Origin of the sequence: Rothia sp. HMSC068F09 (genome assembly GCF_001812775.1) — a bacterium.
Classification (GTDB): domain Bacteria; phylum Actinomycetota; class Actinomycetes; order Actinomycetales; family Micrococcaceae; genus Rothia; species Rothia mucilaginosa_A.
On record NZ_KV810419.1, the window covers coordinates 182396 to 195814 of the forward strand.

General features: G+C 64.3%; 6 protein-coding genes. 2 read left to right on the top strand and 4 right to left on the bottom strand.

Translation table 11 applies throughout. The features are described 5' to 3' along the window. Both HMPREF2874_RS03005 and HMPREF2874_RS03010 read right to left on the bottom strand, forming a co-directional pair. On the bottom strand, nt 1-813 hold an 813-nt coding region (locus HMPREF2874_RS03005; protein ID WP_256388356.1), incomplete at its 3' end, for a fibrinogen-like YCDxxxxGGGW domain-containing protein. Between the two features lie 552 nt (nt 814-1365). Next, nucleotides 1366-3726: a fibrinogen-like YCDxxxxGGGW domain-containing protein gene (locus HMPREF2874_RS03010; protein WP_070648897.1), complete on the bottom strand. Its 2361-nt coding sequence runs from the start codon at nt 3724-3726 to the stop codon at nt 1366-1368. A gap of 497 nt (nt 3727-4223) precedes the next feature. Between HMPREF2874_RS03010 and mfd the strand changes: the two genes are divergently transcribed. Then, nucleotides 4224-7988, top strand: coding sequence for a transcription-repair coupling factor (mfd, locus tag HMPREF2874_RS03015; RefSeq protein ID WP_070648898.1), 3765 nt, complete (start codon nt 4224-4226; stop codon nt 7986-7988). A gap of 181 nt (nt 7989-8169) precedes the next feature. After that, nucleotides 8170-9591, top strand: a complete 1422-nt coding sequence (locus tag HMPREF2874_RS03020) for an NAD(P)H-quinone dehydrogenase (RefSeq protein WP_070648899.1) — start codon at nt 8170-8172, stop codon at nt 9589-9591. Nucleotides 9592-9690: 99 nt separating this feature from the next. Here the strand turns inward: HMPREF2874_RS03020 and HMPREF2874_RS03025 are convergent, their stop codons facing one another. Beyond that, entirely contained in the window at nt 9691-11091 is a 1401-nt protein-coding gene (locus HMPREF2874_RS03025; protein WP_070648900.1) for an MFS transporter, read from the bottom strand. A 379-nt stretch (nt 11092-11470) separates the two neighbouring features. Next, nucleotides 11471-13291 (bottom strand): acetyl/propionyl/methylcrotonyl-CoA carboxylase subunit alpha, encoded by a 1821-nt coding sequence (locus tag HMPREF2874_RS03030; protein ID WP_070648901.1) that lies wholly within the window; start codon nt 13289-13291, stop codon nt 11471-11473. Nucleotides 13292-13419: the final 128 nt, after the last annotated feature.

Consider the following 13419-nt stretch of genomic DNA (forward strand, 5'->3'; position numbering starts at 1 on the left):
ATCGTTCTGCGTCAGCTTCGGGCGCAGGAAAATCTGGGTAAAGACCAGGGGAGTGGAATGGTCGTTCGCCGGACGGTAGATATACGAAGAAGTCCTGTTCAGCAGGTAATTCTGGAACCAACCCGTAATCCTAGCGTTCGGGCCGTAGGTAAAGCCCAGCTTGTAACCCTGCGAGGGCTTCTCCGCGAAGTACAGGGAACGGTAATCGTCCGAATAGCCGTAACGGAAGATATTGCCCTCAGTCTTATCCTGACTGTAGTAGTTGTAGCCACGGTACTGTCGCGGATGGGTAATCGAAATGTTCGACCAGTACATCGTCGCGCGGAAGGTCCAGGACCACTCGGTGCTTGCGGCACGCGTCGCCTTGAAATCCTGCCACGCGGTACCGTTCACGTTCATGGCGCGGTGGAAGCGTACGCCGTCGGGCAGATCCTGCGGACGGGTACCGTTCAGCAGCGCGTTCACCGTCTGACCCGGCAACTGCACCGCGTCAAAACCGGTGGGGTTCTGGTACAGCTGCTTGGCATCGCCACGACCGTTGTAGTTCTCGGTCCAGCTCTCACGGCCTCGACCAATCATGACCCAGCCGCCGCCGTCGGTCTCCTGATCGCAGTAGAACTGCTCCGGGGCACTCATCTGCGGGGTGTACAGCCAGTATGCGCCGCTCTTGGCGTTCGACTTGTTCTGCTTAACCTCCCAGCAGCTGGCCGCGGCTCGCTCGCTCGAGGAACCATCATAGTAGCCGGCATCGGCGGCCTGCGCACCCGAAGCAATCGGGCCCAGCGAAGCAACCACCATCGCGGCGGAAGCCACCGCGGCGCCCCAAGCCCGGGACCTCGAACGGGACGCTACGCCAGAACTGGGGTGAACGGCGTCGCCGCCGGAGGTCAGGGATCGAGAACGCCCCCGACGCATCAACGGAAGAAAATTCATTGTCTCTCCTCAGAGACCTCAACCGGTAGCGGGCGCGTTTCTCGTGCTCGGCTCTCTTGCGCATCGGTGCTGCGAGCGCCTTAAAGAAAGCCGCTCAACCCGAGCTAACAGCGTGTCCACCATCGGAATCAGTGAGTGTAGTTATCGGAAATTGAATGAATACGTTCAGAACCTGTCAGCGGGTGACCCGCCGGCTGCCCCTGAACGCGTTCAACCGCATCACCTGACGTCGCCGGAACGGCCGTCAAGAAGATGCGGAACGGGTCTGACCGCCGATGCGAACCCTGCGGGCCGCGTCGAGCTCGGAAAGAACCAAAACTAGGGGGGGTAGCGATACCCCGGGTGCGCCGCCGCCTGCGAGAGTTCCGCGGGGAACCTCTCGCAGGCGACAGCCGGGAAAGATGCGGGCTCATTTAACCCGCGACGGGGGTGCTAGGCCTGAACCGCACCCGTGGAGGCCGAGTAATTCTCGGAACCATCGATGGCGCGCACGTAGTAGCGGGCGCCGTCGGTGTGCTCCACCTCGTAGCTGGTGCCGCTCACCGTGGCAATCACGCGGTCATCGCGCAACACCTGGTAGCGCACGCCACCCTCACGAACGCCGGACCACGAGAGCTTATCGGTCGAACCATCTCGACGGGCCGAGAGGTTCGAGGGAGTAGCCGGGGGAGTCACGTCGCGAGCCGCGAAGCGGGCAAAGCCCACGGTACGCTGCTCACCGTTAGCACCCAGCGAGCGGTTAATGTCGCCGCCCACCCACAGGTTGCCGCGCGAATCCACGAAGGACTCCCACACGCCGTAGCCGCTGGCGCCCTTGAGCACCGGGCTGAACTCGCCGATGACCTCGCCGCTGTCCTTATCGAAAGCGGCCACCAGACGCATGCGGTGAACGGCCTTCGACTCCTTCCAGTACGTGTGGTAGCCGGTCGAGCCCTCGAAGAGGACGTCACCGCAGTGGCAGGCACCGTAAATCGTGTTACCGCTCAGGTGCAGGTCCTGCCAGTCGCCACCGTACTTAGAGATGGACGAAGAAATACGACCGTAACCGTTCTTCGAGTAGTTAGCGATCAGGTGGTCGGCACCGCCGGTCCACACGGTCGAGCCGGCATCCTGAACATCGAACTGGAACGCGTACACAATGCGGTCAGTAATGTTCAGCTTCAGCGAGGGTTCCCACTCCCACTTAATGTTCGAAGCGTCGGAGCCCTTCAACGCGGCCAGACGGAAAGCGCGCTGATTGTTCAGCTCGGTAAAGTAACCGGCGGCGTGAACCGTCGAATTATCGGAAGCGGCGGTAATGCCATTGACCGTGCCGTTGAAGTTCGGGCGCCAATTCCAGTCCACCGCACCGTTGGAGAGCTTGATGCGGGCCGCACCACGCGAGTACGCGTACGAGGAAGAGGTGTTGCCCTTCACGTGGGTGAAGTTACCGCCGATGTAGAGGTAACCGTCCTGTACCAGCAGGGTCTTCACCTGAGCCGCATCGCCGTTACGGCGCTGCACCTGAACATCCCAGGTACGGTCAATCTGGCCGGTGGTCGCATCCAGAATCACGAAGTGGTTGACCTTCTCGCCGTTGACCTCGGTGAACTCGCCACCGACCGCCAGACGGTTATTCGGCAGGGCCTCAAGCGCCTTAATCTGACCGTTGAAAGTCGGGCGGAAGGAACGAACCAGTTCGCCCGAATCCACGTTGTAACCGGCCAGGAAGGACTGGTTCACGCGCTCGCCACCGGCCGACTCGACGTACTTGAAGTCGCCGCCGGTGAAGACCGTATCGCCCACCTGGGTGATGGCCTGAACGTAGGTGTTCATCTCGTTCTTCTTGCCGGTACCGGTCTGCTCGCTCGTACGCCAACGCACGGGCATCGTGTAGCTATTGGGCAGAGCGCGACGGTTGCTTGCCGCGGACCCCGAACCGATCGAGGAGAAATGCAGATCGTTCTGCGTCAGCTTCGGGCGCAGGAACACCTGGGTGAAGGGGATGGAGTAACCGGCCGAGCCACGCTTCTGGTAGATGTACGAATCCGGGTTTTCGCTACCGAAGTTCACCAGGGAACCGTAGGCGAAACCAATCTGGTAACCCTGGTTCGGGTTGGCGAAGAAACGAACCGAGCTGGTCGTGATGCCCGGAGCCATCTCCGAGGCGGAAAGACCCATGCGGGCGGTGCGGTTAATGCCCGCGCCCGAGAAGCGCACGGTACCCCAGCGCTGGGCGTAGCTCATGGCCCAGGTCCACTGATCCGTCTGGGGGCGCTGAACGTACACGTCCTGCCACTGGGTGCCCTTCGCATTGTGCGCACGGTGCAGACGCATGCCGTCGGGGAGGTCCTGCGGCTTAATACCGTTCAGCAGGGCATCCACGGTGGTGCCCGAGAGCTGGACCGGGGTGAACGCGGCCGGTCCGGTCGGGTTCTGGTGCAGCTGGTTCGGGTCGCCCGTGCCGTTGTAGGACTCGGTCCAGCCCTCTCGGCCGCGGCCAACCATGACCCAGCCGCCGCCGTCGGTCTCCTGATCGCAGTAGAACTGCGCGGGACCGCTCATGGCCGGGGTGTACAGCCAGTAGGTGCCAGAAGAGGCCGAGGGGTTGACCTGCTTGACCTCGTAACATGAAGCAGCCGCCTTATCGCTGCTGGAGCCATCGTGGGTTCCGATCGCGGCGGAGGCGGGCGTAGAGGGAATCAAAGGCGCCGCGGCAAACGCGGTGCCCATAGCGAGTGCGAATGCGGCCCACTTTTTCGCCGCCCGCTTGCGGGGCGCGGCGTCGGGACGCTGTGTGTATGTGGTTGTCATATGTGTCTTTCTGATGCGACGTTCCGGAAGAAACATCGAAAGAAACGGTGATATTGATACCTCAAAGAAGCACAGCGCATCACGAAATGCATATAAAAGGTGGTAATTCTTTAAAACACTTCGTTTCGGAAGAATGCGTGAGAGTGCTCTCGTCGGTGTATTGACTAGCGTACAGGATGAAGCTGAGAATTCGGGGCCCGGAGGCTCTGCGCGCATACCGGAAAAATGTGATTTGTGCCCTAAATGTTGAGGAGAGAGAAAGACTTCAAAAATCACGCAGACCGGGCACCCTCGAAATATAAGAAACTGACACGCAGAATATTTAAGAAATATTCGCCGCCCTGCGAAACGAAGAAAGCGAAATACCCGCGCAGGGTGGAGCCGCTCTAGAATAAAAAAGCTGTTCACACGAGCGGCGGGAAGAGCGGGAATACCTCCCGTTCGACTCGTCCCACTCACTCAGCTCGTACCGTACACACCACGATTCAGGAGAAGCCTTGAGCCCCACCCGCGCGACACAGAAGAGCCCCGCCGCACCGCTGTACCCCCTCCTGAAGCTGCTCAACCGGCAGGAACGCTGGGCTGCCATCCGCGCCGCGGCCGCCGTACCCGCCGCCGAGCGTAGCGCCCGCACCCTCATCGGGGCCGTCGCCGGAACCCACGCGGCCCTGCTGGCCGACCTCTCCACCGCGGTGCGCGAAGGCACTCCGGAGGCGCTCAGCCTCGTCATTGCCCCCACCGACCGCCAGGCCGAAGACCTGGCCCACGCCCTGCGCTCCTACCTGCCCGCAGAAGACATTGCCATGATGCCGGCCTGGGAAACCCTGCCGCACGAGCGCCTCTCGCCCCGATCCGACACCATCGGCCGCCGCCTGCAGGTGCTACGAGCCATCACCGGGCCCGCCGCGAGCCGCCCCCGCATCGTGGTCGCCCCCGTGCGCGCCGTCATCCAGCCCATCGTCTCCGGCATCGAAAAGCTCGAACCCGTGCACCTGGTCCGCGGCGAGGAATACCCCTTCAAGGACGTGGTGCGCGGCCTGAACAACGCCGCCTACTCCCGCGTGGATCTGGTCGCCAAGCGCGGCGAGTACGCGGTGCGCGGCGGCATCATCGACGTCTTCCCGCCCACCGCCACCACCCCCGTGCGCCTCGAATTCTTCGGTGACGAGCTCGACGAGATGCGCCACTTTTCCGTGGCCGACCAGCGCACTCTCAGCGGGGGAGGAGAGCTCACCGAACTCACCCTGCTGCCCTGCCGCGAGCTACTCATCACCCCCGAGGTTATGAGCCGCGCCGCGCGCCTGAAGGCCGACTACCCGGCCGCCGCATCCATGCTCGAAAAGATTGCCGGCGGCATCTACGTTGAGGGCATGGAATCGCTCACGCCCCTGCTCGTCGACTCCATGACCACCCTCACCGCGCTACTACCCGCCGGATCCCTGGTGGTCAGCGTCGAACCCGAGCGAGTGCGCGCCCGCGCCGAAGACCTCGTCGCCACCAACGAGGAATTCCTCGCCGCCGCCTGGGACACCGCCGCCGAGGCTGACGCGGTCTCGCCCATCGACCTGGGCCAGCTGCGCCTGAGCGACAGCGGATTCCGCACTATCGACAGCACCCGTGCCGAGGCCCTCGCCGCCCACCTGAGCTGGTGGGACATCACCGAGCTCACCACCGACGACAGCCTGCTCGAAGACGCCGCCGAGGCCATCGAATCCGTCGAAAACCTGCAGAACGGGGCCCTGGCCGACGCCATCGAGGAGGGCATCGACACCTACACCCTAACCGTCCGGCCCGCCACCGCCTTCAACGGCTCCGTGCACCGGATGCTCGAAAGCCTCGGCGACCTCATCCAGCAGCAGTGGACCGTCCTCGCCCTCACCAACGGCCGCGGCTCGACCGACCGGCTCATCGCTCTGCTCCACTCCGGGGAGGAGGGGGTCGCCTCCGTGCCCGCCGCCCGCCGAGCAAGCCTCGAGGAGGACCCCGCCGGGGATCTCGAACACGGCATCGTCGAGGTGTGCGAGGCACCCGCATCCGCGGGCTTCCTGTTCGAGGACGCCAAGCTCGCCGTCTTCACCGAGGCCGAACTGCTCGGTCGCCGCGGCACCTACGCGCCGCGCTCCGCATCGGGCCAGAAGTTTAAGACGCGCCGCCGCCGCAACGCCGTCGACCCGCTCGCCCTGAACCCCGGCGACTATGTGGTGCACGAGCGCCACGGCATCGGCCGCTTCGTCGAGATGACCTCCCGCCCCGTGGCCGGCGCCGCACCCGTCAACGGGGTGCAGCCCATGAAGGAATACCTGGTCATCGAGTACGCCCCCTCCAAGCGCGGCGGCGCACCCGACCGACTCTTCGTGCCCTCGGACCAGCTGGACCTCATCTCCAACTACGTGGGCGGCGAGAACCCGAGCCTGTCGAAGATGGGCGGTAGCGACTGGGCTAAGACCAAGTCCCGCGCTCGCAAGGCCGTCAAGGAAATCGCCGCCGACCTGGTGAAACTCTACTCGGCACGCCAGGCTTCGCGAGGCCACGCCTTCGCGCCCGACACCCCCTGGCAGCGAGAGCTGGAAGAGTCCTTCCCCTACAACGAGACCCCCGACCAGCTCACCGCCATCCACGAGGTGAAGGAGGACATGGAGAAGGAAATCCCCATGGACCGCCTCATCTCCGGTGACGTGGGGTTCGGCAAAACCGAGGTCGCCGTGCGTGCCGCGTTCAAGGCCGTGCAGGACGGCAAGCAGGTTGCCGTGCTCGTGCCCACGACCCTGCTGGCTCAGCAGCACTACGAAACCTTCACCGAGCGTTTCTCCGGTTTCCCCGTGAAGATTCGCGTGCTCTCCCGCTTCCAGAAGGCCAAGGAAACCCGCCAGATTACCGAGGAAATCGCCTCCGGCGCGGTGGACGTGGTGATTGGTACGCACCGCATCCTCTCGGAGAGCATCGTTTTCAAGGATTTGGGCCTGGTCATCATTGACGAGGAGCAGCGCTTCGGCGTGGAGCACAAGGAGAAGCTCAAGCAGATGCGCACCAACGTGGACGTGCTGGCCATGAGCGCAACCCCGATCCCGCGCACCCTCGAAATGTCGCTGACCGGTATTCGCGAAACCTCGACGCTGGCCACCGCTCCCGAGGAACGGTACCCCGTGCTCACCTTCGTTGGCCCGCGCACCGACAGCCAGATTACCGCCGCGATTCGCCGCGAGCTCATGCGCGAGGGCCAGGTGTTCTTCGTGCACAACCGCGTGGCCGATATCGATAACGTGGCCGCCGAAATCGGTAAGCTCGTGCCGGAGGCGCGCATCGCCACCGCACACGGCCGCATGAGTGAGTCGCGCCTGGAGCAGATTATCGTGGACTTCTGGGAGCGCCGCTTCGACGTGCTGGTGTGCACGACCATCGTGGAGACCGGCCTGGACATCTCGAACGCGAACACGCTCATCGTGGACAACGCCCAGAACTACGGCCTGAGCCAGCTGCACCAGTTGCGCGGACGCGTGGGTCGTGGACGCGAGCGCGCCTACGCGTACTTCCTGTACCCGGTGGACAAGACCCTCGGCGAGATTGCCCACGAGCGTCTGAAGGCCGTGGCGACCCACAACGAGCTCGGCGCGGGCCTGCAGCTGGCCATGAAGGACCTGGAGATTCGCGGCGCGGGCAACCTGCTCGGCGGCGAGCAGTCCGGTCACATCGCGGGCGTGGGCTTTGACCTATACCTGCGCCTGGTGGGTGAGGCCGTGGCGAACTACCGTGGCGAGAAGGAGGAGCGCGAGGTCGAGACGAAGATCGACTTGCCCGTCAACGCGCATATCCCGCACACCTACATTGACTCGGAGCGCCTGCGTCTGCAGGCCTACCGCCAGATTGCTGCCGCCGACACCGAAGAGAAGATTGCGGAGGCCCGCGAGGAGCTGGCCGACCGCTACGGTGAGCTGCCCGAGGCCGTGGAGAACCTGCTGGCCGTGGCCACGCTGAGGATGCACGCCCGCGCCGCCGGTATTCACGAGATGGTGGTGCTGGGGCCGAAGGTGCGCGTGGTGAGCGCCCAGCCCCTGCCGGAGTCCCGCCAGATGCGCCTGAAGCGCGTGTACCCCGGCTCCACGCACGCCCAGCCGAAGGGCATGGATACCTGGCTGACCCTGGTTCCCCGCCCGAAGACCATGCCGGTTGGCGGCAAGGAGCTGGTGGACCGCCCCATGCTGGAGTGGGCCGAGAAGTTCATCAACTCGATTTACGCGGAGAAGCCGCAGGCCCTCAAGGAGTAACGGGACTGAGGAATAGCGAGGTAGGGAAGCAGCGGGCCGGGGGAGCACCCGGCCCGCACGACCCGCGCCCTCGGGGGAAGCACGCCGTGGATGAAGCTCGCCGTGCGGAGTGTCATAATATGGCACATCTGCACGGCGAGTGCGTTTGCCCCGCACGGGCGGCATAGCTCACAATTAAGGCATGACTTCAACGGTGAACTACGCATCCCAGCGCATTGTAATTATTGGCGGTGGACCCGGCGGCTACGAGGCCGCGATGGTGGCCGCATCCTCGCAGGCAGACGTGACGCTTATCGAGCGCAAGGCCATCGGCGGCTCGGCCGTGCTAACGGACGTCGTGCCCTCCAAGACGCTTATCGCCACGGCGGATATGATGACCCGCTTTTCCGAAGCCGGAAGCCTGGGCATTGAGAATACCAAGGGCAAGGCCCCGCAGCTTCGGGTAGACATGGACCGCGTGAACCGCCGAGTGCGCGACCTGGCCCAGCAGCAGTCTGCAGACATCAAGCGCGCCCTGGCCTCGGCTGGCGTGAAGATTATTCACGGCGCCGGCAAGCTCCTGGACCGCCACACGGTGCAGGTGACCGACGAGGCCGGCCTCGTCTACCCGCTGCACGCCGACTTCGTGCTGCTTTCGGTGGGCACGCATCCGCGCGAGATGCCCACGGGCATGCCCGACGGCGAGCGCATCCTGACCTGGACCCAGCTGTACAACCTCAGCGAGGTGCCCGAGGAGCTCATCGTGATCGGTTCGGGCGTGACCGGCGCCGAGTTCGCCTCGGCCTATAACGGTCTGGGATCGAAGGTGACCCTGGTATCCTCCCGCGACCGCGTGCTTCCCGGCGAGGACGAGGACGCCGCCCGCGTGCTGGAAGACGTCTTCGAGCGTCGCGGCGTGCGCGTCATGCCCCGCTCCCGCGCCTCCGCAGTGGAGCGCACCGAGGACGGCTCGGGTGTCATCGTGACCCTCTCGGACGGCCGCAAGGTCTCGGGCACGCACTGCCTCGTGGCTATCGGTTCGATTCCCAATACCGAAGATTTGGGCCTGGACGCGGCGGGCGTGGAGCACGCCCCGAGCGGCCACATTACGGTGGACGGCGTGTCCCGCACGAGCGTGAACAATATCTACGCGGCCGGCGACTGTACGGGCGTGTACCCGCTGGCCTCCGTGGCCGCCATGCAGGGCCGCATCGCGATGGCGCATATCCTGGGTGACGCCGTGCGTCCCCTGCGCACCGACAAGGTTGCGGCGAACATCTTCACCTCGCCCGAAATCGCGACCGTCGGCATCAGCGAGAACGACCTGCACGAGGGCTCCTACCGCGGCGAGGCCGTGACCTTGCAGCTGAGCACCAACCCCCGCGCCAAGATGATGGCAATGCGTGACGGCTTCGTGAAGGTTTTCGCCCGCCGCCACTCGGGTACCGTCATCGGCGGCGTGGTCGTGGGCCAGCGCGCCTCCGAGCTGATTTACCCAATCGCCCTGGCCGTGGAGAAGAAGCTCACGGTGGACGATCTGGCCGAGACCTTCACGGTGTACCCCTCGCTGTCCGGCTCGATTGCCGAGGCGGCACGCAAGCTGCATACCCGCGGTAAGTTCTAACCGCATCCGGGAACAGACACAAAAGCGGTGGGGGCCGCCTTCCATGAGATATGGAAGGCGGCCCCCACCGCTTATTGCGTCCGGCTACTTCGTAGAACTTTACTTCTTGGTGCTGACAGCGTTCATGTCCACGTCACGGGTTTCGTGAGTGAGCAGGATGAAGACAACGCTCAGGATCGAGGCGAAGGCCAGATAGCCGCCCACCGCAGCCACACCGTAGGAGGAGTTCAGCCACACAGCCACAAACGGGGTCAGGGCCGCACCGAGGATGGAAGCCACGTTGTAGGCGATACCGCTGGCGGTGTAACGCACGTTGGTGGGGTACAGCTCCGGCAGGTAGGCCGACATGGAACCGAAGGACAGACCCATCAGGCACATGCCGATGAAGATGAAGACAGTCACGGCGACGGTGTCCACGTTCGCACCGGTGCCGACGACGGCGGGGGAGATGAGCGGGCCGAAGCACAGGCCGAAGACTGCCATGGCGATGGTGGTCCACAGCTGCTGGGTGCGGCGGCCGTACTTATCAGCCAGCCAACCCGAGATCGGGATGAAGATGGCGAAGCCGATAATCGAGACCAGCTGAATGATGAGGAACTCGTGGTACGGAATGGCCAGACCACCCTTCTCTGCCTTGGCGATACCGTAGGAGAGAACCCACGCGGTCATCAGGTAGAACAGCACGTAGCAGGCAACCATGATGAAGGTACCCTGAATCATGGGCCACCAGGCAACCTTGAACGCCTCAACGAGCGGGGTCTTAACCTTCTCGTTGTTGGCGGCAGCCTTGGCGAAGACGGGGGTCTCCTCCAGGCGGAAACGCACGTAGAGGCCGACGGCGACCATCACGATGGAGAGCAGGAACGGGATACGCCAACCCCAGACGAGGAAGGGGTGTTCGAGGTTCTTCGCGTCGGTGGTGGAGTTAAAAGCGATGAAGCTGGTCAGAATCAGCATGAAGCCGTTGGCGAGAACGAAGCCGATGGGGGCACCCAGCTGGGGCCACATGGCGGCGCGGGCGCGCTTGCCGTCCTTCGCGTACTCGCTGGCGAGCAGAGCCGCGCCGGACCATTCGCCGCCCAGGCCCAGGCCCTGGCAGAAGCGCATGATGGTCAGCATGGTCGGTGCCCAGAGGCCAATCTGGTGGTAGGTGGGCAGCAGGCCGATGATGAAGGTCGCTATACCCATGGTGAGCAGTGCACCGACGAGGGTTGCCTTACGGCCAATCTTGTCGCCGAAGTGACCGAAAATCACGGAACCGAGGGGACGCGCGACGAAGGCGACACCGAAGGTTGCGAAGGAGGCCAGCAGCTCGGTCGTGGCGTCCTTCGAGGGGAAGAACAGCACGGGGAAGACGGCCACGGCGGCGGTGGCGTAGATATAGAAATCGTAGAACTCAATGGTGGTACCAATGAGCGATGCGAGAATCACGCGGCTGCGAGGCGTCGTGTTCTCGACCGGCGCGGCGGAGGCCCTGGTGCCGGATACGGTGGTGCTCATGAGAGATGCTCCCGAGGATGGACTGTGCGTACAAAAGGGAACCGGTGGCGTCGGTGACGCAGCTCTCGGCGTGCTAGGCGGCGGGGATAGTGCCGCGGCGTGAGGCCGGAGGAATTGAACCGGGTGTGCGGGTTCGGAACGAAAGGTTCCCCTAAAGTGCATTATTATAAACCGTTCAGAAAAGTTGGCGCAGTCCCCGTCACTATTTGGACGGCGGCCCTCCGAACGGTAATTTTCAGGGGCGGCGCATCCCCGGATAATCCTCAGCGGGGGAACGGGGGTGGCGGTGCGCCGCGCGCGTGATGAGCCAATACGCAAGCATCCCCGCCGCGAGAGGAACTCGCTACGGGGATGCTTCGCAAACGCTACTTGATGGTCGCTACTTGATGGTCGCCAGGACCGCACCGGAGGTGACGGTGTCGCCCGGCTTAGCCGACAGACCCGAAACCTTACCGGCCTTGTGCGCGGTAATGGGCTGCTCCATCTTCATGGCCTCCAGGACCAGAACGAGGTCACCCTCGGCCACGGTATCTCCGTCGGAGACGGCCACCTTCACGATGGTGCCCTGCATGGGGCTGGTCAGCTCGTCGCCGCCGGCCTTCGCCGATGTGCGGGAGGAGCGGGACTTGCGGCTCTTCGAAGCCGGCTTGGCGGCGGGCTTGGCGGCGCCACCCATCTCGGGCAGGGACACCTCCATTCGCTTGCCGTTGACCTCAACCACCACGGTGGTGCGCTCATCCTCATCGGAATCCACGCTACCGGGGGCGCCATCGTACATGGGAATCGTGTTGTTGAACTCGGTCTCAATCCAGCGGGTGTGCACCTTGAAGTCCTCTCCCTCGGCCGGAACGAACGCCGGGTCCTCCAGAACCACGCGGTGGAACGGGATGACGGTGGGCATACCTTCGATGCTCAGCTCGGACAGGGCGCGGCGGGCACGCTGCAGGGCCTGCTCGCGATCCGCGCCGGTCACAATCAGCTTGGCCAGCATGGAGTCGAAGTTGCCACCGATGACGTCGCCGGCCACGAAACCGGAATCCCATCGCACGCCGGGGCCGGTGGGGACGTTCAGCTTCTCGATGGTGCCGGGGGCCGGCATGAAGGAGCGGCCCGGGTCCTCGCCGTTGATGCGGAACTCGAAGGAGTGGCCGCGCAGCACGGGGTCCTTCTCCTCAATCTTCTCGCCGCGGGCGATGCGGAACTGCTCGCGCACCAGGTCGAGACCCGAAATTTCCTCGGAGACGGGGTGCTCCACCTGCAGGCGGGTGTTGACCTCGAGGAAGGAGATGGTACCGTCGGTGCCGACCAGGAACTCGCAGGTACCGGCGCCCTGGTAGCCGGCCTCGCGCAGGATCGCGCGGGAGGCCTCGTAGAGGCGCTTGGTCTGCTCCTCGCTCAGGTAGGGGGCGGGTGCCTCCTCGACGAGCTTCTGGTTGCGGCGCTGCAGTGAGCAGTCGCGGGTGGAGACCACCACGACGTTGCCGTGCGCATCGGCCAGGCACTGGGTCTCAACGTGACGCGGGGAATCCAGGAAGCGCTCGATGAAGCACTCGCCGCGACCGAACGCCGCGGTTGCCTCGCGCACGGCGGACTCGTACATCTCGACGATGCTCTCGCGGTCGCGGGCCACCTTGATGCCGCGACCACCGCCACCGAAGGCGGCCTTCACGGCAATCGGCAGGCCGTGCTCATCGGCGAAGGCAACAACCTCGTCGGCGGACTTGACCGGATCCTTGGTGCCCGGAACCAGGGGAGCGCCCACCTTCTGGGCGATGTGGCGCGCGGCCACCTTATCGCCCAGCTGGGTAATGGACTGGGGGGAGGGACCGATCCAGGTCAGGCCGGCGTCGATGCACTTCTGCGCGAACTGCGCGTTCTCGGAGAGAAAGCCGTAACCGGGGTGCACGGCGTCGGCACCGGAACGGATGGCCACCTCGATGAGCTTATCCATCACCAGGTAGGACTGCGCCGCGGTGGAACCGCCCAGGGCGTACGCCTCATCGGCCAGCTTCACGTGCAGGGAGTCGCGGTCGGGATCAGCGTAGACGGCGACGGTCTGCAGGCCCTCGTCGCGGGCCGCGCGAATCACACGGACGGCGATTTCGCCGCGGTTGGCGACGAGAATCTTGCTGACCGGGCCGGTGTGTCGGCCGGGGACCGCGGTAAATTTTTTGGCGGCTTCTGCCTGGTTCTGAGTCACTTAAAGCTCTCCTTTATCTCCTGCCGAAAGCATATCGAGAAACGGCAAGAATGGCGAATATATCGCGCATCGTACTGTTCCATGATATCGATTAGTGTTCAAATACGTGTGTTGGGGGGCGGGGCGCG